Origin of the sequence: Salmonella enterica subsp. enterica serovar Typhimurium str. LT2 (assembly GCF_000006945.2) — a bacterium.
GTDB lineage: Bacteria > Pseudomonadota > Gammaproteobacteria > Enterobacterales > Enterobacteriaceae > Salmonella > Salmonella enterica.
The window spans coordinates 151,054-168,246 of the sequence record NC_003197.2; the positions used below are offsets into that span (position 1 = coordinate 151,054).

The following is a 17,193-nucleotide window of genomic DNA, read 5'->3' on the forward strand; positions in this document are numbered from 1 at the left end:
TTTTTCTACCCTCAATAATTTGGGTTGCAGGCAAGCCAACGCATCTGCAATTTGAAGTATGGCGGGTATTGGAGTTAATGGCGTAAAGAATGAATACACAACAACTGGCAAAACTGCGTTCCATCGTGCCCGAAATGCGTCGCGTTCGGCACATTCACTTTGTCGGCATCGGTGGTGCTGGTATGGGCGGTATTGCCGAAGTTCTGGCCAATGAAGGGTATCAGATCAGTGGTTCCGATTTAGCGCCGAATCCGGTGACCCAGCAGTTGACGAGCCTGGGGGCGACGATTTTCTTTAACCATCGTCCGGAAAATGTGCGTGATGCCAGCGTGGTCGTCGTTTCCAGCGCAATTTCCGCGGATAACCCGGAAATTGTCGCGGCGCATGAAGCGCGTATTCCGGTTATTCGCCGTGCGGAAATGCTGGCGGAACTGATGCGTTTTCGCCACGGCATCGCCATTGCCGGGACGCACGGAAAAACCACAACGACCGCGATGGTGTCCAGTATTTATGCCGAAGCGGGGCTGGACCCGACTTTCGTGAATGGCGGACTGGTGAAAGCCGCAGGCGTTCATGCGCGTCTGGGCCATAGTCGTTACCTGATTGCCGAGGCAGATGAGAGCGACGCGTCCTTCCTGCATTTGCAGCCGATGGTCGCGATCGTCACCAACATCGAAGCCGACCATATGGATACCTATCATGGCGACTTTGAAAATTTAAAGCAGACGTTTATTAACTTCCTGCATAACCTGCCGTTCTACGGTCGCGCGGTAATGTGCGTCGATGATCCGGTCATCCGCGAGTTGCTGCCGCGGGTGGGGCGTCAGACCACGACGTATGGCTTTAGCGAGGATGCTGACGTCCGCGTAGAAGATTATCAGCAGATAGGGCCGCAGGGGCACTTTACGCTGTTGCGCCAGGGAATGCCGGATCTGCATGTCACGTTGAATGCGCCGGGTCGCCACAATGCCCTGAATGCCGCGGCGGCAGTGGCGGTAGCGACCGAAGAAGGCATCGCCGATGACGCTATCCTGCGCGCGCTGGAAAGCTTCCAGGGGACCGGGCGTCGTTTTGACTTCCTCGGCGAGTTCCCGCTTGAGCCGGTGAATGGTAAAGCCGGGACGGCGATGCTGGTGGATGACTATGGTCATCATCCGACTGAAGTAGATGCCACCATTAAAGCTGCGCGAGCAGGGTGGCCGGATAAAAACCTGGTGATGCTGTTTCAGCCGCACCGTTACACGCGCACGCGCGATCTGTATGACGATTTCGCCAATGTGCTGACCCAGGTCGATGCGCTGCTGATGCTGGACGTTTACCCGGCGGGTGAAGCGCCGATTCCGGGCGCGGATAGCCGTTCTTTATGTCGTACGATTCGTAATCGGGGAAAAATTGACCCGATTCTGGTTTCCGATCCGGCTCAGGTTGCGACAATGTTAGCGCCGGTGCTGACGGGTAACGACTTGATATTAGTGCAAGGCGCAGGAAATGTTGGCAAAATTGCGCGTTACTTATCTGAAATCAAGCTGAAGCCGCAAATCCAGGAGGAAGAGCAACATGGCTGATAAAATCGCGGTCCTGTTGGGCGGAACCTCTGCGGAGCGGGACGTTTCGTTAAATTCCGGCGCGGCAGTGTTGGCCGGGCTACGTGAAGGCGGCATTAATGCGCATCCCGTCGATCCGCAAGAGGTCGATGTCGCGCAGCTTAAAGCAATGGGCTTTCAGAAGGTCTTTATTGCGTTGCATGGCCGTGGCGGTGAAGATGGCACCTTACAGGGAATGCTTGAACTGCTCGGCCTGCCTTATACCGGTAGCGGCGTGATGGCCTCGGCGCTTTCCATGGATAAACTGCGCAGTAAATTGCTGTGGCAGGGCGCAGGCTTACCGGTTGCGCCGTGGGTCGCGCTGACGCGCGCTGAGTTTGAAAAAGGTCTTAGCGAAGAACAAAAAGCGCGAATTTCGGCGCTGGGTTTACCGCTGATCGTCAAACCCAGCCGTGAAGGCTCCAGCGTCGGTATGACGAAAGTAGTAGAAGAAAATGCTTTACAGGGTGCGTTATCATTGGCTTTTCAGCATGATGACGAAATACTGATTGAGAAATGGCTGTGCGGTCCGGAATTTACAGTGGCGATAGTTGGCGAAGAAATTTTACCGTCAATTCGTATCCAACCGGCAGGAACCTTCTATGATTATGAGGCGAAGTATCTCTCTGATGAGACTCAGTATTTCTGCCCTGCCGGTTTAGATGCGTCCCAGGAAGCCGCGCTACAGTCTCTCGTCCTGCAGGCATGGAAAGCTTTAGGCTGCACGGGATGGGGGCGTATTGACGTCATGCTGGACAGCGATGGTCAGTTTTATCTGCTGGAAGCCAATACTTCTCCGGGGATGACCAGCCATAGTCTGGTGCCGATGGCGGCGCGTCAGGCGGGAATGAGCTTCTCGCAGTTAGTGGTACGAATTCTGGAGTTGGCGGACTGATATGTCGCAGGCTGCGCTGAACACGCGAAACAGTGATGAAGAGACGCCTTCTTCACGCCGCAATAATGGAACGCGTCTTGCAGGAATTTTATTCCTGCTGACGGTACTGTGCACCGTGTTTGTTAGCGGGTGGGTCGTGTTAGGGTGGATGGAAGATGCGCAGCGTTTACCGTTATCAAAGCTGGTATTAACCGGCGAGCGTCACTACACGCGTAACGATGATATCCGTCAGGCGATACTGGCTCTGGGCGCGCCGGGAACCTTCATGACGCAGGATGTGAACATTATCCAGAGCCAGATTGAGCGTTTGCCGTGGATTAAACAGGCCAGCGTCAGAAAACAGTGGCCTGATGAATTGAAGATTCATCTGGTTGAATATGTGCCGATTGCGCGTTGGAATGATCAACATATGGTCGATGCTGAAGGGAACACCTTCAGCGTGCCGTCAGACCGCATCGGCAAACAGGTTTTACCCATGTTGTATGGCCCGGAAGGCAGCGCGAGTGAAGTGTTGCAGGGATACCGCGAGATGGGGCAGGTGCTGGCTAAGGATAAATTCACTCTAAAGGAAGCGGCGATGACCGCACGTCGCTCCTGGCAATTGACGCTTAATAACGGCATTAAGCTCAATCTCGGCAGGGGCGATACGATGAAAAGGTTGGCTCGCTTTGTAGAACTCTATCCGGTTTTACAGCAGCAGGCGCAAACCGATGGCAAACGGATTAGCTACGTTGATTTGCGTTATGACTCAGGTGCGGCAGTTGGCTGGGCGCCGCTCCCCCCTGAGGAATCTAATCAGCAACAGAATCAGGCACAGGCAGAACAACAATGATCAAGGCGACGGACAGAAAACTGGTAGTAGGACTGGAGATTGGCACCGCGAAGGTTGCCGCTTTAGTAGGGGAAGTTCTGCCCGACGGTATGGTCAATATCATTGGCGTGGGCAGTTGCCCATCGCGGGGTATGGATAAAGGCGGGGTGAATGACCTTGAGTCAGTGGTGAAATGCGTTCAGCGCGCCATTGACCAGGCGGAATTGATGGCCGATTGCCAGATCTCCTCGGTATATCTGGCGCTTTCCGGCAAACATATTAGCTGTCAGAATGAAATTGGTATGGTGCCCATTTCCGAAGAGGAAGTGACGCAAGAAGATGTGGAAAACGTCGTGCATACTGCGAAGTCAGTGCGCGTGCGCGATGAACATCGCGTGCTGCATGTGATTCCTCAGGAGTACGCCATTGACTACCAGGAAGGCATTAAAAATCCGGTCGGTCTTTCCGGCGTGCGTATGCAGGCGAAAGTACATTTGATTACCTGCCACAACGATATGGCAAAAAACATTGTCAAAGCTGTTGAACGTTGTGGTCTGAAAGTTGACCAACTGATATTTGCCGGACTGGCGGCCAGTTATTCCGTGTTAACGGAAGATGAACGTGAACTGGGCGTCTGTGTCGTGGATATCGGCGGTGGTACAATGGATATCGCCGTTTATACTGGCGGCGCGCTGCGTCATACCAAAGTGATCCCTTACGCGGGGAACGTGGTGACCAGCGATATCGCTTATGCCTTTGGTACGCCGCCGAGCGATGCTGAAGCCATTAAAGTTCGCCACGGTTGCGCGCTGGGTTCCATTGTCGGTAAAGACGAGAGCGTTGAAGTACCGAGCGTAGGCGGGCGTCCGCCGCGCAGCCTGCAACGCCAGACGCTGGCGGAAGTGATTGAGCCGCGTTACACCGAGCTGCTCAATCTGGTCAACGAAGAGATATTGCAATTACAGGAACAGCTTCGCCAACAAGGGGTAAAACATCACCTGGCGGCGGGGATTGTGTTAACCGGCGGCGCGGCGCAAATCGAAGGGCTTGCTGCTTGCGCTCAGCGCGTGTTTCATACGCAGGTGCGTATCGGCGCGCCGCTGAATATCACCGGTCTGACGGATTATGCCCAGGAGCCGTATTACTCAACGGCGGTGGGATTGCTTCACTACGGGAAAGAGTCCCACTTAAACGGTGAAGCAGAAGTGGAAAAACGTGTTACGGCATCAGTTGGCTCGTGGATCAAGCGACTTAATAGCTGGCTGCGAAAAGAGTTTTAATTTTTATGAGGCCGCCAGATATTACGGCCTCAGGCGACAGGCACATGACGGAGAGAGATTATGTTTGAACCTATGGAACTAACCAACGACGCGGTGATTAAAGTCATCGGCGTCGGTGGTGGCGGCGGTAACGCTGTTGAACACATGGTGCGCGAGCGCATCGAAGGTGTTGAATTCTTCGCGGTGAATACCGACGCTCAGGCGTTGCGTAAAACGGCGGTTGGCCAGACCATTCAAATTGGTAGCGGCATTACCAAAGGTCTGGGCGCTGGCGCTAACCCGGAAGTCGGTCGTAACGCGGCGGACGAAGACCGTGAAGCGCTGCGTGCGGCGCTTGAAGGCGCAGACATGGTATTTATCGCGGCAGGCATGGGCGGCGGTACCGGAACCGGCGCGGCGCCAGTGGTTGCTGAAGTGGCAAAAGATTTAGGTATTCTGACCGTTGCCGTGGTGACTAAGCCTTTCAATTTTGAAGGCAAAAAGCGCATGGCATTTGCGGAGCAGGGTATCACCGAGCTGTCCAAGCATGTGGACTCGTTGATCACCATCCCGAACGACAAGCTGCTGAAAGTGCTGGGCCGTGGTATCTCCCTGCTCGACGCGTTCGGCGCGGCTAACGACGTGCTGAAAGGCGCGGTTCAGGGCATCGCAGAGCTGATCACCCGCCCGGGTCTGATGAACGTCGACTTTGCTGACGTGCGTACCGTGATGTCTGAAATGGGCTACGCAATGATGGGCTCCGGCGTGGCGAGCGGTGAAGACCGTGCGGAAGAAGCGGCTGAAATGGCTATTTCTTCTCCGCTGCTGGAAGATATCGACCTGTCCGGCGCGCGCGGCGTGTTGGTCAACATTACTGCGGGCTTCGACCTGCGTCTGGATGAGTTCGAAACCGTCGGTAACACCATCCGTGCCTTTGCATCGGATAACGCCACCGTGGTTATCGGTACTTCTCTGGACCCGGATATGAACGACGAACTGCGCGTGACCGTTGTTGCCACTGGAATTGGTATGGACAAGCGTCCTGAAATCACTCTGGTCACCAATAAACAGGTGCAGCAGCCGGTGTTGGATCGTTATCAGCAGCACGGTATGGCGCCGCTGACGCAGGAGCAAAAAACGGTCGCGAAAGTGGTTAACGACAATACACCACAGGCGGCGAAAGAGCCGGATTATCTGGATATCCCCGCATTCCTGCGTAAGCAAGCTGATTAAGAATTAGCTGGAATTTGGGATTCTGGGCTCTTTGTGCTAAACTGGCCCGCCGAATGTATAGTACACTTCGGTTGGATAGGTAATTTGGCGAGATTATACGATGATCAAACAAAGGACACTTAAACGTATCGTTCAGGCGACTGGCGTCGGTTTACACACCGGCAAAAAAGTCACCCTGACATTACGCCCTGCGCCGGCCAATACCGGGGTCATCTATCGTCGCACCGACTTGAATCCACCGGTAGATTTCCCGGCCGATGCCAAATCTGTGCGTGATACCATGCTCTGTACGTGTCTGGTGAATGAGCATGATGTACGGATTTCAACCGTTGAGCACCTGAATGCTGCTCTGGCGGGCTTAGGTATCGATAACATCGTTATTGAGGTTAATGCCCCGGAAATCCCGATCATGGATGGCAGTGCCGCTCCGTTTGTCTACCTGCTGCTTGATGCCGGTATTGATGAACTGAACTGCGCCAAAAAATTCGTACGCATCAAAGAGACTGTTCGGGTTGAAGATGGCGATAAATGGGCTGAATTCAGACCGTACAATGGTTTTACGTTGGATTTCACCATCGACTTTAACCATCCGGCGATCGATTCCAGCAGCCAGCGCTACGCGATGAACTTCTCTGCGGATGCGTTCATGCGCCAGATCAGCCGTGCGCGTACCTTCGGTTTTATGCGTGATATCGAATATCTGCAGTCCCGCGGCCTGTGCCTGGGCGGCAGCTTCGATTGTGCCATCGTTGTTGACGATTATCGCGTATTGAACGAAGACGGCCTGCGTTTTGAAGATGAATTCGTTCGTCACAAAATGCTTGACGCGATCGGTGACTTGTTCATGTGTGGTCACAATATTATTGGTGCGTTTACCGCGTATAAATCCGGTCACGCATTGAATAATAAATTGTTACAGGCAGTCCTGGCAAAACAGGAAGCCTGGGAATTTGTGACCTTCCAGGACGACGCAGAACTGCCGTTGGCTTTCAAAGCGCCTTCGACGGTACTGGCATAACGACATACGCTGTCGTATAAAATTCGACTGGTTAACCTGGCACTCTCTCCGGCCAGGCGAGCCAGTCGTTTTTTTACTATCCTTTATCTGCGCTTTCCTTAATACAGCCATTTTGACAGGGTTAAATGGAAACACGGCGCGTTCGCTGTTTTCTTAGCCGATTTTCACCTTAGCTTCTCGTCATTACTGCTGTAGCGCGTACGCTTTAATGATAAGATTTGTGCGCAAATTGTTTTGATTCCGTAAGCCCATGAGGGGCATATCAGGTGGCAATGACGTGAGTGGAATACTGACGCGCTGGCGACAGTTAGGCAGACGATACTTCTGGCCGCATCTCTTATTAGGGATGGTCGCGGCGAGTTTTGGTTTGCCCGCGCTCAGTAACGCCGCTGAAACCAATACGCCTGCAAGGACGACCGCCAGCACCGCGTCTAAAGTTAACTTTAGCCATTTTGCGCTGTTAGAAGCCTCTAACCGTCGTCCCAATTTCACCGTAGATTACTGGCATCAGCACGCTATTCGCACGGTGATTCGCCACCTTTCTTTTGCAATGGCGCCGCAAACGCTGCCCGTTGCCGACGCGCCGTCGCCATTACAGGCGCATCATATCGCCTTACTGAATACGCTCAGCGCGATGCTCACGCAGGAGGGCACGCCGCCGGCGATTGTTCGTCGCCTCTCCCTGGCGTATTTTGCGCCACAAACCGCATTTAGCATCCCGGCCTGGATAAGTCAGGCGCAGGGTATCCGCGCCGGTCCGCAACGTCTCAGCTAACGAAAAAAGACCCTTTTACTTTATTTGTAGCTCCGCGGCGCGGGGCATTTGAGACTTTATTATGCTAATCAAATTATTAACCAAAGTATTCGGTAGCCGTAACGATCGTACGCTGCGTCGTATGCGTAAGGCCGTCAGCCTTATTAATGCGATGGAACCGGAGATGGAAAAACTCTCCGATGACGAACTGAAAGCGAAAACCAACGAATTTCGCGCCCGTATTGAAAAAGGCGAAAGCGTAGAGAGCCTGATTCCGGAAGCGTTCGCGGTGGTGCGTGAAGCCAGTAAACGCGTCTTTGGGATGCGTCACTTCGACGTTCAGCTATTGGGTGGTATGGTGCTCAACGATCGTTGTATCGCCGAAATGCGTACTGGTGAAGGTAAGACGCTGACCGCAACGCTGCCAGCCTACCTGAACGCGCTGTCCGGCAAAGGCGTTCATGTGGTAACCGTGAACGACTATTTGGCGCAGCGTGACGCCGAAAACAACCGTCCGCTATTCGAATTCCTCGGTATGTCCGTTGGTATCAACCTGCCAGGTATGCCTGCGCCAGCCAAACGTGAAGCTTACGCTGCCGACATCACTTACGGCACTAACAACGAATACGGTTTTGACTACCTGCGCGACAACATGGCGTTCAGCCCGGAAGAGCGCGTGCAGCGTAAACTGCATTATGCGCTGGTGGATGAGGTCGACTCCATCCTGATCGATGAAGCGCGTACGCCGCTGATCATTTCCGGCCCGGCGGAAGATAGCTCGGAAATGTACAAAAAAGTGAACAAAATCATTCCGCACCTGATTCGTCAGGAGAAAGAAGATTCTGACACTTTCCAGGGCGAAGGCCACTTCTCCGTTGATGAGAAAGCGCGCCAGGTTAACCTGACCGAACGCGGTCTGGTGCTGATTGAAGAGCTACTGGTGCAAGAAGGCATTATGGATGAGGGCGAGTCGCTCTACTCGCCTGGCAATATTATGCTGATGCATCACGTCACCGCCGCGCTGCGCGCGCACGCGCTGTTTACCCGTGACGTGGATTACATTGTGAAAGACGGCGAAGTCATCATTGTTGATGAACATACCGGTCGTACCATGCAGGGGCGTCGCTGGTCTGACGGTCTGCACCAGGCGGTAGAAGCGAAAGAAGGCGTTGAAATTCAGAATGAAAACCAGACGCTGGCGTCTATCACCTTCCAGAACTACTTCCGTCTGTATGAAAAGCTGGCCGGTATGACCGGTACGGCGGATACTGAAGCCTTCGAATTTAGCTCTATCTATAAGCTGGACACCGTCGTTGTTCCGACCAACCGTCCGATGATCCGTAAAGATTTGCCGGATCTGGTCTACATGACCGAAGCGGAAAAAATCCAGGCCATTATCGAAGATATTAAAGAACGTACCGCGAACGGTCAGCCAGTGCTGGTCGGGACGATTTCTATCGAGAAATCTGAAGTGGTCTCCAGAGAGCTGACCAAAGCGGGCATCAAACATAACGTACTGAACGCAAAATTCCACGCCAACGAAGCAGGCATCGTTGCGCAGGCTGGTTATCCAGCGGCGGTCACTATCGCTACCAACATGGCGGGTCGTGGTACTGATATTATGCTGGGCGGTAGCTGGCAGGCGGAAGTCGCCGCGCTGGAAGCGCCGACGGAAGAACAGATTGCGCAGATTAAAGCGGACTGGCAGGTACGCCATGACGCGGTTCTGGCTGCCGGCGGTCTGCATATCATTGGCACCGAGCGCCATGAATCCCGCCGTATCGACAACCAGCTGCGTGGCCGTTCCGGTCGCCAGGGCGATCCGGGTTCTTCCCGTTTCTACCTGTCGATGGAAGATGCGCTGATGCGTATTTTCGCCTCCGATCGTGTCTCCGGTATGATGCGTAAACTGGGAATGAAGCCGGGCGAAGCGATTGAGCACCCGTGGGTGACGAAAGCTATCGCTAACGCGCAGCGTAAAGTAGAAAGCCGTAACTTCGATATTCGTAAGCAACTGCTGGAATATGATGATGTGGCGAACGATCAGCGCCGTGCAATTTATACCCAGCGTAACGAACTGCTGGATGTGTCTGACGTGAGCGACACCATTAACAGCATTCGCGAAGATGTCTTTAAGGCGACTATCGACGCCTACATTCCGCCGCAGTCGCTGGAAGAGATGTGGGACATCCCGGGTTTGCAGGAACGCCTGAAAAACGACTTCGACCTGGAGATGCCGATTGCCGAATGGCTGGATAAAGAGCCGGAGCTGCATGAGGAGACGCTGCGTGAGCGCATCCTGGCGCAGTCCATCGAGGTGTATCAGCGTAAAGAAGAGGTGGTTGGCGCTGAAATGATGCGTCATTTCGAAAAAGGCGTGATGCTGCAAACGCTCGATTCCCTGTGGAAAGAGCATCTGGCGGCGATGGATTACCTGCGTCAGGGTATTCATCTGCGTGGCTATGCGCAAAAAGATCCGAAGCAGGAATACAAGCGCGAATCCTTCGCTATGTTCGCCGCGATGCTGGAATCGCTGAAATATGAAGTAATCAGTACCCTGAGCAAAGTCCAGGTACGTATGCCGGAAGAGGTCGAAGCGATGGAAATGCAGCGTCGCGAAGAGGCGGAGCGCCTGGCGCAGATGCAGCAGCTAAGCCATCAGGATGACGATGCCGCCGTGGCTGCCGATCTGGCCGCCCAAACCGGCGAACGTAAGATTGGACGTAACGATCCTTGCCCTTGCGGTTCTGGTAAGAAATACAAACAGTGTCACGGTCGCCTGAGCTAATGCGATAAACTTACCGGCCTGATAAGACATAATGTGTTGCCATCAGGTCAGTACTGGCATTATTGCCGAAGGGCGCTACGCTTATTCGGCCTGGCATTGAACACAGATAAAAAGGCGCAGGCGACTGCGCCTTTTTTATGGATGCAACAAGATGAAAAAACTGCAAATCGCGGTTGGGATTATCCGCAACCCGAACGACGAAATTTTTATTACCCAACGCGCCGCTGATGCGCATATGGCGAACAAGCTGGAATTTCCCGGCGGAAAAATTGAAGCCGGCGAAACACCAGAGCAGGCGTTGATCCGGGAGCTACAGGAAGAGGTGGGGATTACGCCAACACAGGTGACACTATTCGACACTCTGGAATATCAATTCCCGGATAGACACATTACGCTGTGGTTTTGGCTGGTTGAACGCTGGGAGGGCGAACCGTGGGGGAAAGAAGGACAGCCGGGACGGTGGATCGCGCAGAACGCGTTGAGTACGGACGATTTTCCGCCGGCCAATGAACCGATTATTCGTAAATTACGCCAATTTGCGCTTTAGTGGGGGATCGCAACACGATCCCCATCGATCTTATTAGCGATTTAATGTCGACATAATTTCCGGCCAGTAGCGGGGGCCGGCCGCGGCGTCGTGAGGAAAAACCGCCTCAATTGCCGTCAGCTCCTGCGGGCTTAGGGTCAGTGATAACGCGCCGAGGTTTTCATCCACCCTGGCGCAGTGGCGGCTACGTTTCTGTTATAGCCTAATCTCGCCGGTTTATTTGTATTATCCCGGCCGCGCGCATATGGCACCAAAACTACGCGTATTTATTGATTATTTTTGTCATAAGGCGATATTGCCGTCTCAACAGAGCCATCACCGTTAGCGCTCTTCGCTCCAGTCGTCGCTATCAGACTGATCGCCGCTGCTGGCGATTCGTTTCTCTTCGGCGGCCCATTCGCCCAAATCAATTAACTGACAGCGTTTAGAACAAAATGGGCGGAAGGGGCTAATTTCCCCCCAGACGACCGGTTTACCGCAGGTCGGACAGTTTACGACGGTCACGTCAGACATTTTTACTCCTTAGCAACAGGCCAGTTCAAAATCAAGACGCTCCGGCACCAGACCATTTTCACTATCCAGCGGCATAAAGCGAATGGCAAAACGGCTCTTATGGCCGGAAATTTGCGGATAAAGTTGTGAATCGAGCGTCAGCATAAGACGCAGCAAATCGGCGTCGTCCCCGTTATCCTGATAAAAACCGTTCAGGCTGGTTTGCTTACGGAAAGGCGCTGAATTACGGATCAGATCAAGCACCAGCGTCAGCGCCTGGGTGAGGGGATTCAGGCTGGCAAGCCAGCTTTCAATCTGGGCATCGCGCTGCGCCTGTTGTAGGTGCAACCAGATATGCAGAGTGGGTAAATCGAAACTGCAACAGCCGCCAGGAATACTTAAGCGTTGACGCACAAGAGCAATCAAGCGATCTTCGCGTAGCTGCTGGCCAATCCTCGGGGCGGAGATCAGCACGCTGCCCGCCGATTTTAACTGCTGGCGCAGGGCTTCAATACGGTCTTGATCGACGCCGGGAACCTCAACCCAGGCCTGTAATTTACGCTGCTGGCGCTCCAGTTCTTTCAGCAGTTCGGTACGGACTTCGCCCCGTTCGAACACATCCAGTAGATCGCTGATATTACGGAAAAAATGCAGTGCGCCAGCATGGTCTGCAATTGGCAGGTTGATGGAGAGCTGTTGGATCAAAAACTCTATGCGCAGCCACGTACGCATCTTCTCATTGAGAGGGTGTTCAAATAGGACCTGGGTGTGCATTACGGTTTTTCCTGTGAGACAAACTGCGACGCGAGCTTAAGATAACTGGCGTGCAGGCGGGCCACATCTGATGCGATAGCATCCGGTGCGCCGTTATTATCAATAACATCGTCCGCCACGGCAAGGCGCGCTTCACGCGTCGCCTGCGCAGCGAGAATGTGTTCAACATGCTCGCGCGTAACATCATCACGCTGCATTGTGCGTATGAGCTGCGTTTCGGGCGTCACGTCAACCACCAGTACGCGGTTGGCTTTTTGATACAGCCTGTTTTCAACCAGCAGAGGCACAACCCATAACACATAGGGCGACGTAGCCTGCTGAAACTGTCGTTGGGTTTCCTGCTGAATTAAGGGATGAAGCAGAGCGTTAAGCCAGGCTTTTTCTTCCGGATGCGAAAAAATACGCTCACGCAGCGCCCGGCGACGTAACGTGCCGTCGGCGGCGATAAGTTCAGAACCAAAATGTTCCGCTATTGCGTTCAGGGCGGGCTGCCCTGGCTCAACCATCTGGCGCGCGATAATATCCGCGTCGATGACGGTTATTCCGAGGTCAGCGAAGGCATCAGCGACGGTACTTTTACCGCTGCCAATACCGCCGGTTAAGGCTACGGTATACCTCATATCTCCAGCTTCCGGAATTTTAGTTTGATAATCAAAAGGTTAAATTTTAAACATACAAAGACGATACGCTCTGAGCATTAACCTACTATTCGCCAGGTAAATTTATGGGATTGTAACGTAAAAAAAGAGAATTTCGCAGTCTTGTACGGCCATGATTAGTGCGTATGATAGCGTCACTGGAGTTGTGAGTTTCGATTTTTCGCCATTAACCCCAGGAATCCGTACATGCGTATTGAAGAAGATCTGAAGTTAGGTTTCAAAGACGTTCTTATCCGTCCTAAGCGTTCTACCCTCAAAAGCCGTTCCGATGTCGAACTGGAACGTCAATTCACCTTTAAACACTCAGGTCAGACCTGGTCTGGCGTACCGATTATCGCGGCCAATATGGATACCGTCGGGACGTTTGAAATGGCGCAAGCATTGGCCGGGTTTGATATTCTGACTGCTGTACATAAACATTATACCGTTGAAGAATGGGCAGCTTTTATCAACACGGCCTCGGCTGATGTTCTGAAGCATGTGATGGTTTCCACCGGGACCTCTGATGCTGATTTCGAAAAAACCGTGCAGATTCTGGCGCTGAATCCTGCGCTGAACTTTGTCTGTATTGATGTGGCCAATGGCTATTCAGAACATTTTGTGCAGTTCGTCGCAAAAGCGCGTGAAGCATGGCCGACAAAAACAATCTGCGCAGGCAATGTGGTAACGGGCGAGATGTGCGAAGAGCTTATCCTCTCCGGCGCCGATATCGTGAAAGTGGGAATTGGTCCCGGCTCCGTATGCACGACGCGTGTAAAAACCGGCGTTGGTTATCCGCAACTGTCGGCGGTTATCGAATGTGCTGACGCGGCGCATGGCCTGGGCGGTATGATCGTCAGCGATGGCGGCTGCACCATGCCAGGCGACGTAGCAAAAGCCTTTGGCGGCGGCGCGGATTTCGTTATGTTGGGCGGCATGCTGGCGGGGCACGAAGAGAGCGGCGGCAGCGTGGTAGAAGAGAACGGCGAGAAATTTATGCTGTTCTACGGCATGAGTTCGGAATCTGCGATGAACCGTCATGTCGGCGGCGTTGCGAAATACCGCGCGGCAGAAGGTAAAACGGTTAAATTGCCGCTGCGTGGGCCGGTGGGCAATACTGCCCGCGATATCCTGGGCGGTCTACGCTCAGCCTGCACTTATGTCGGCGCGTCTCGCCTGAAAGAGTTGACCAAACGCACCACCTTTATTCGGGTGCAGGAACAAGAAAACCGCATTTTCAATAGCCTCTAATATTCTGGCTGGCGTAAATGTGCGCCAGCCTTATCCCATCCCGCTCATCGCGTCTCCCAGATGAAAAATCGGCAAATACATCGCCACTACCAGCGTACCGATAATTAAGCCGGTGATGATCAATAACGCCGGTTCCAACAGCGACGCCAGATTATCGGCCAGCGCCAGCGTAGTTTCACTGTGGTGACGGGCAAGGTTATGCAGCATGATATCGAGTGAACCGGACGCTTCGCCCGTTCTGACCAGTTGCAGGCATAGCGGACTAAATTCCTGGGTATTTTTTAGCGCCAACCAGACCGGATTGCCCGCGGCGATCTCCTGATGTACCTGCGTTAAACGCTGTGACCAGTAAGGGCAGCCGAGACTATCGATAGCGCTTTCCAGTCCCTGAAGAAAAGGAATACCTGCGCTTTGGGTTAATGCCAGTACGGTGAATATTTGCGCTAGTTTCTGGCCTCTTATCAGGCGACCCATAACGGGAAGCCGTAGCAGAAGACGCTGCCGCTGCGCTTGCCAGGACGGCTTTTGTTTTACCCTGCGGTGAGCGATAGCAACGAGCATCGTCAGGAACAAGATGAGCCAACCCCATGCCGACCCCCATTGCGCTATCGCAATAATACCGCGTGTCAGAAGAGGAAGCGGGGTATTGAAGCTACGGTAAATGGCGGCAAATTCCGGCAGGACAAAGTGCAGCATGGCGAAAACGACCAGGGCGGCCATTGTTAGAATAATGGCGGGATAGCGCAGCGCCTTTTTCACGCTAACCGTAATCTGCCGTTGCGCTTTTTGCTGACGGGCCAGTTCAAAGCAGCATTCGGCCAGTTTGCCGGTCAGTTCTCCGGTGCGGATCATCGTCTGGTAGAGCGGCGGAAATACCTGCGGCCAGGAGACTAATGCGCTGGAAAAAGGGACGCCCTGTTCAAGCTCGTGAGCCAGCGTGCGCAACAGCGCTTGCCATTGTCGGTGGGGATGCTGTTTCGCAAGGAGTTCCAGCCCTTCTGAAAGCGTCAGCCCGGCATGAATGAGCGTGGCCAACTGATGAATAATTTCAGCGCTTTGCTCTTCTTTCCACAGTGCGGCGTTAACGCCCATGCGCTTGATGCGAAGCGGCATAATGCGCTGATGTTGCAGGGTGATGATCAGCGCCAGACGATTGTCCGCCCATACAACGTCTTGTTCCAGTTGACCTTTATCGTTAACGCCTTGCCAGCGCCAGAGCTGTTTAACGCTCATGGGGCATTCCCAGAACGCACAGTATCTCTTCAAAGGACGTCATGCCTTGCTCAACGGCGCGACAGCCATTTTCAAAAAGCGTCCCTGTACCGGTCTGTTGGAGGTGGGCTTCCAGTGCTTGCGCCGATGCGCCGCTCGCAATTAACTGACGTAATGCCGGGGTAACGGTTAACACTTCGAATAACGCGGTTCGGCCATAAAAGCCGTGGTAGCAATGCTGACAGCCGCTTGCCTGCCAGCGCGGTATCGCGCTGGGCCAAAGATTGGGCGATAGCACCACGGGATCGCTCAGACGCTGTTTGCAGTGCGGGCAAAGCTTCCTTACCAGGCGTTGCGCTACCACCAGCGTAAGCGCCGATGAGATCATCCAGCGTGCTACGCCCATTTGCTGCAAACGTATCAGGGTTTCGCTGGTGGAGTTCGTATGGAGCGTTGAAAGTACCAGATGGCCCGTTTGTGCCGCCTTAATGGCGATTTCTGCGGTGTCGCCGTCACGAATTTCACCTACCATGATGATGTCAGGGTCCTGGCGTAAAAGCGCGCGCAGCACATTTTGAAAGGTGAGCCCGGCGCGGGGATGGATCTGCGTCTGGTTAATCCCATCCAGTGGAATTTCTATCGGATCCTCAACGCTACAGAGGTTGATACCCGGCGTATTCCGGGTTTGTAGCGCGCTGTATAGCGTGACCGTTTTTCCGCTACCGGTGGGGCCAGTCACCAGTACCAGCCCCTGAGGTTGCTGTAGGGCTTGTCTAAAAGCGGTAAGTTGTGCCCCGTACATGCCCAGCGTGTCCAGATCCAGCGTTTGTTCAACCTGATGCAACAACCGTAAGACGACTTTTTCGCCTTCTTTACAGGGAAGCGTGGCGATACGAAAAGAGATGCTGTCGCCCGCCAGGTCAACGGTAAATTGCCCGTCCTGCGGCAGTCGATGTTCAGCGATGTCCAAATTTCCCAGGACTTTCAATCTGGCCGTCAGCGCAAGCCCCGTCTCTTTGGCGATGTCCTGCAGAATATGAAGAACGCCGTCGATGCGGAGTCTTATTCGGTAGCGGCTGGCGCCGGGTTCGAGATGGATATCAGAGGCGCGTTTCGCCATCGCCGAGCGTAATGTCTGATTGAGAAGCTGGGCTGCGGTTTCTCCGCCTTTCGCGGCGTTTGCCGAGGGTGCCTGATCCGGCTTATGCCGATGATTTTCCATTTGCTGGCGAGTCCAGCACACAATATCAATCTGTTTTTGCGTGGCGAAATGCAGAGCGTCCAGTAACGCATGAGAGGGCGCGTCGACCACCGCAACAGTGATACTGTTGCTGGCGCTATTGATCAGTACAGCCTGATGACGTTGACACAAGGTGTTGAGCTGAGCGTCTTTCATCTTGTCTCCTTAGTTGGCGTCAAAACGGAAGACATCTTCACAAGCCTGTTGTAACGCGCTGTCGCTTTGAATATTGCAGTTACGCGTCCAGCCAGTAATGCCGTTAGCATTGTCCCAGGCGGGCGTCATGATGACGCTAAGCCCGCTCAGACTCTCCTGGCCGGTAAGCGTGATGACGCCTTTTTCCACGCTCATGCCCGAAACATAACGGGTGATGACGGGCGAGGGGATACCGTTGACGCCCGCATCGCATGTGCTCGTCCCACCATGTTCCAGAGCGCAGAGTTCGACGGCAGTACGGTAGGGGACAAACGTTTGCAACATATCCGTCAGCGCCGCTTTACGCAGATAGTTCTGGTAAGCCGGAATGCCAATGGCGCTTAAAATGGCGATGATGCCAATAACGACCATCAGTTCGATAAGCGTGAAACCGCGTTGTTTTTCCATTGTTCGCTCCTTGAGTTAGCTGGCGCTACTGTGGCAAACGCGGGAAGAGCGGGCGAGCGGCAAAAGGTAAAACGGGAAGGCGGATTCTGAAGATT

General features: G+C 53.7%; 16 protein-coding genes and 16 other annotated features. Of the genes, 10 read left to right on the top strand and 6 right to left on the bottom strand.

Annotation, left to right across the window (positions count from 1 at the left end; genetic code table 11):
• Nucleotides 1-77 precede the first annotated feature (77 nt).
• Nucleotides 78-83 (top strand) — a ribosome-binding site (putative RBS for murC; RegulonDB:STMS1H000509).
• From murC to mutT, 9 genes are all read left to right on the top strand, one after another.
• Nucleotides 78-1,565, top strand: a protein-coding gene (gene murC, locus STM0129) for an L-alanine adding enzyme (RefSeq protein ID NP_459134.1). Within the gene, nucleotides 90-1,565 belong to an annotated coding region; the region does not span the whole gene. Its footprint overlaps the feature before it by 6 nt.
• Nucleotides 1,542-1,547 (top strand) — a ribosome-binding site (putative RBS for ddlB; RegulonDB:STMS1H000510). It overlaps the preceding gene by 6 nt.
• Nucleotides 1,542-2,478 (top strand): D-alanine-D-alanine ligase B gene (gene ddlB, locus STM0130; RefSeq protein NP_459135.1). Within the gene, nucleotides 1,558-2,478 belong to an annotated coding region; the region does not span the whole gene. Before murC ends, ddlB begins: the two co-directional genes overlap by 24 nt.
• Nucleotides 2,322-2,330, top strand: a -35 signal (putative -35_signal for ftsQ; RegulonDB:STMLTH004481). Its footprint overlaps the gene before it by 9 nt.
• The gene (ftsQ, locus tag STM0131; RefSeq protein NP_459136.1) for a cell division protein occupies nucleotides 2,322-3,310 on the top strand. Within the gene, nucleotides 2,480-3,310 belong to an annotated coding region; the region does not span the whole gene. The genes ddlB and ftsQ overlap by 157 nt, the downstream gene beginning before the upstream one ends.
• Nucleotides 2,348-2,356, top strand: a -10 signal (putative -10_signal for ftsQ; RegulonDB:STMLTH004481). (Overlaps the previous gene by 9 nt.)
• Nucleotides 2,461-2,466: a ribosome-binding site (putative RBS for ftsQ; RegulonDB:STMS1H000511), on the top strand.
• Nucleotides 3,293-3,298, top strand: a ribosome-binding site (putative RBS for ftsA; RegulonDB:STMS1H000513).
• Nucleotides 3,293-4,569 (top strand): ATP-binding cell division protein gene (gene ftsA, locus STM0132; RefSeq protein NP_459137.1). Within the gene, nucleotides 3,307-4,569 belong to an annotated coding region; the region does not span the whole gene. The genes ftsQ and ftsA overlap by 18 nt, the downstream gene beginning before the upstream one ends.
• Nucleotides 4,570-4,616: 47 nt before the next feature.
• Nucleotides 4,617-4,622, top strand: a ribosome-binding site (putative RBS for ftsZ; RegulonDB:STMS1H000514).
• The gene (ftsZ, locus tag STM0133; RefSeq protein ID NP_459138.1) for a tubulin-like GTP-binding protein and GTPase occupies nucleotides 4,617-5,781 on the top strand. Within the gene, nucleotides 4,630-5,781 belong to an annotated coding region; the region does not span the whole gene. It overlaps the preceding feature by 6 nt.
• Before the next feature lie 84 nt (nucleotides 5,782-5,865).
• Nucleotides 5,866-5,871 (top strand) — a ribosome-binding site (putative RBS for lpxC; RegulonDB:STMS1H000515).
• Nucleotides 5,866-6,799, top strand: a protein-coding gene (gene lpxC / locus STM0134) for a UDP-3-O-acyl N-acetylglucosamine deacetylase (RefSeq protein NP_459139.1). Within the gene, nucleotides 5,882-6,799 belong to an annotated coding region; the region does not span the whole gene. Its footprint overlaps the feature before it by 6 nt.
• 346 nt (nucleotides 6,800-7,145) lie before the next feature.
• Nucleotides 7,146-7,574, top strand: coding sequence for a putative inner membrane protein (gene yacA, locus STM0135; protein ID NP_459140.3), 429 nt, complete (start codon nucleotides 7,146-7,148; stop codon nucleotides 7,572-7,574).
• A gap of 61 nt (nucleotides 7,575-7,635) precedes the next feature.
• Entirely contained in the window at nucleotides 7,636-10,341 is a 2,706-nt protein-coding gene (gene secA / locus STM0136) for a preprotein translocase; secretion protein of IISP family (RefSeq protein ID NP_459141.1), read from the top strand.
• Nucleotides 10,342-10,478: 137 nt separating this feature from the next.
• Nucleotides 10,479-10,484: a ribosome-binding site (putative RBS for mutT; RegulonDB:STMS1H000516), on the top strand.
• The gene (mutT, locus tag STM0137; RefSeq protein NP_459142.1) for a 7,8-dihydro-8-oxoguanine-triphosphatase occupies nucleotides 10,479-10,888 on the top strand. Within the gene, nucleotides 10,493-10,888 belong to an annotated coding region; the region does not span the whole gene. (Overlaps the previous feature by 6 nt.)
• 321 nt (nucleotides 10,889-11,209) lie before the next feature.
• Here the strand turns inward: mutT and yacG are convergent.
• The 3 genes from yacG to yacE all read right to left on the bottom strand — a co-directional run bounded on the left by yacG (nucleotide 11,210) and on the right by yacE (nucleotide 12,782).
• The gene (gene yacG, locus STM0138) for a putative cytoplasmic protein (protein ID NP_459143.1) occupies nucleotides 11,210-11,412 on the bottom strand. Within the gene, nucleotides 11,210-11,401 belong to an annotated coding region; the region does not span the whole gene.
• Nucleotides 11,407-11,412 (bottom strand) — a ribosome-binding site (putative RBS for yacG; RegulonDB:STMS1H000517). (Overlaps the previous gene by 6 nt.)
• The gene (gene yacF, locus STM0139; RefSeq protein NP_459144.1) for a putative cytoplasmic protein occupies nucleotides 11,411-12,168 on the bottom strand. Within the gene, nucleotides 11,411-12,154 belong to an annotated coding region; the region does not span the whole gene. The genes yacG and yacF overlap by 2 nt, the downstream gene beginning before the upstream one ends.
• Nucleotides 12,154-12,782 (bottom strand): putative nucleotide kinase gene (gene yacE, locus STM0140; protein NP_459145.1). Within the gene, nucleotides 12,154-12,774 belong to an annotated coding region; the region does not span the whole gene. The genes yacF and yacE overlap by 15 nt, the downstream gene beginning before the upstream one ends.
• Nucleotides 12,163-12,168, bottom strand: a ribosome-binding site (putative RBS for yacF; RegulonDB:STMS1H000518). Its footprint overlaps the gene before it by 6 nt.
• Nucleotides 12,777-12,782, bottom strand: a ribosome-binding site (putative RBS for yacE; RegulonDB:STMS1H000519). Its footprint lies within the gene yacE.
• A 204-nt stretch (nucleotides 12,783-12,986) precedes the next feature.
• Nucleotides 12,987-12,992: a ribosome-binding site (putative RBS for guaC; RegulonDB:STMS1H000520), on the top strand.
• On the opposite strand from yacE, the gene guaC reads away from it, so the two are divergent.
• Nucleotides 12,987-14,043, top strand: a protein-coding gene (guaC, locus tag STM0141; protein NP_459146.1) for a GMP reductase. Within the gene, nucleotides 13,000-14,043 belong to an annotated coding region; the region does not span the whole gene. (Overlaps the previous feature by 6 nt.)
• Before the next feature lie 30 nt (nucleotides 14,044-14,073).
• Here guaC and hofC read toward each other — a convergent pair.
• The 3 genes from hofC to ppdD all read right to left on the bottom strand — a co-directional run bounded on the left by hofC (nucleotide 14,074) and on the right by ppdD (nucleotide 17,110).
• Nucleotides 14,074-15,289 (bottom strand): putative component in type IV pilin biogenesis gene (hofC, locus tag STM0142; protein NP_459147.1). Within the gene, nucleotides 14,074-15,276 belong to an annotated coding region; the region does not span the whole gene.
• Nucleotides 15,266-16,662, bottom strand: a protein-coding gene (hofB, locus tag STM0143; protein NP_459148.1) for a putative integral membrane protein. Within the gene, nucleotides 15,266-16,651 belong to an annotated coding region; the region does not span the whole gene. The genes hofC and hofB overlap by 24 nt, the downstream gene beginning before the upstream one ends.
• Nucleotides 15,284-15,289, bottom strand: a ribosome-binding site (putative RBS for hofC; RegulonDB:STMS1H000521). It overlaps the preceding gene by 6 nt.
• Nucleotides 16,657-16,662, bottom strand: a ribosome-binding site (putative RBS for hofB; RegulonDB:STMS1H000522). (Lies within the gene hofB.)
• Nucleotides 16,661-17,110 (bottom strand): prelipin peptidase dependent protein gene (gene ppdD, locus STM0144; protein NP_459149.1). Within the gene, nucleotides 16,661-17,098 belong to an annotated coding region; the region does not span the whole gene. The genes hofB and ppdD overlap by 2 nt, the downstream gene beginning before the upstream one ends.
• Nucleotides 17,105-17,110 (bottom strand) — a ribosome-binding site (putative RBS for ppdD; RegulonDB:STMS1H000523). It overlaps the preceding gene by 6 nt.
• Nucleotides 17,111-17,193 lie beyond the last annotated feature (83 nt).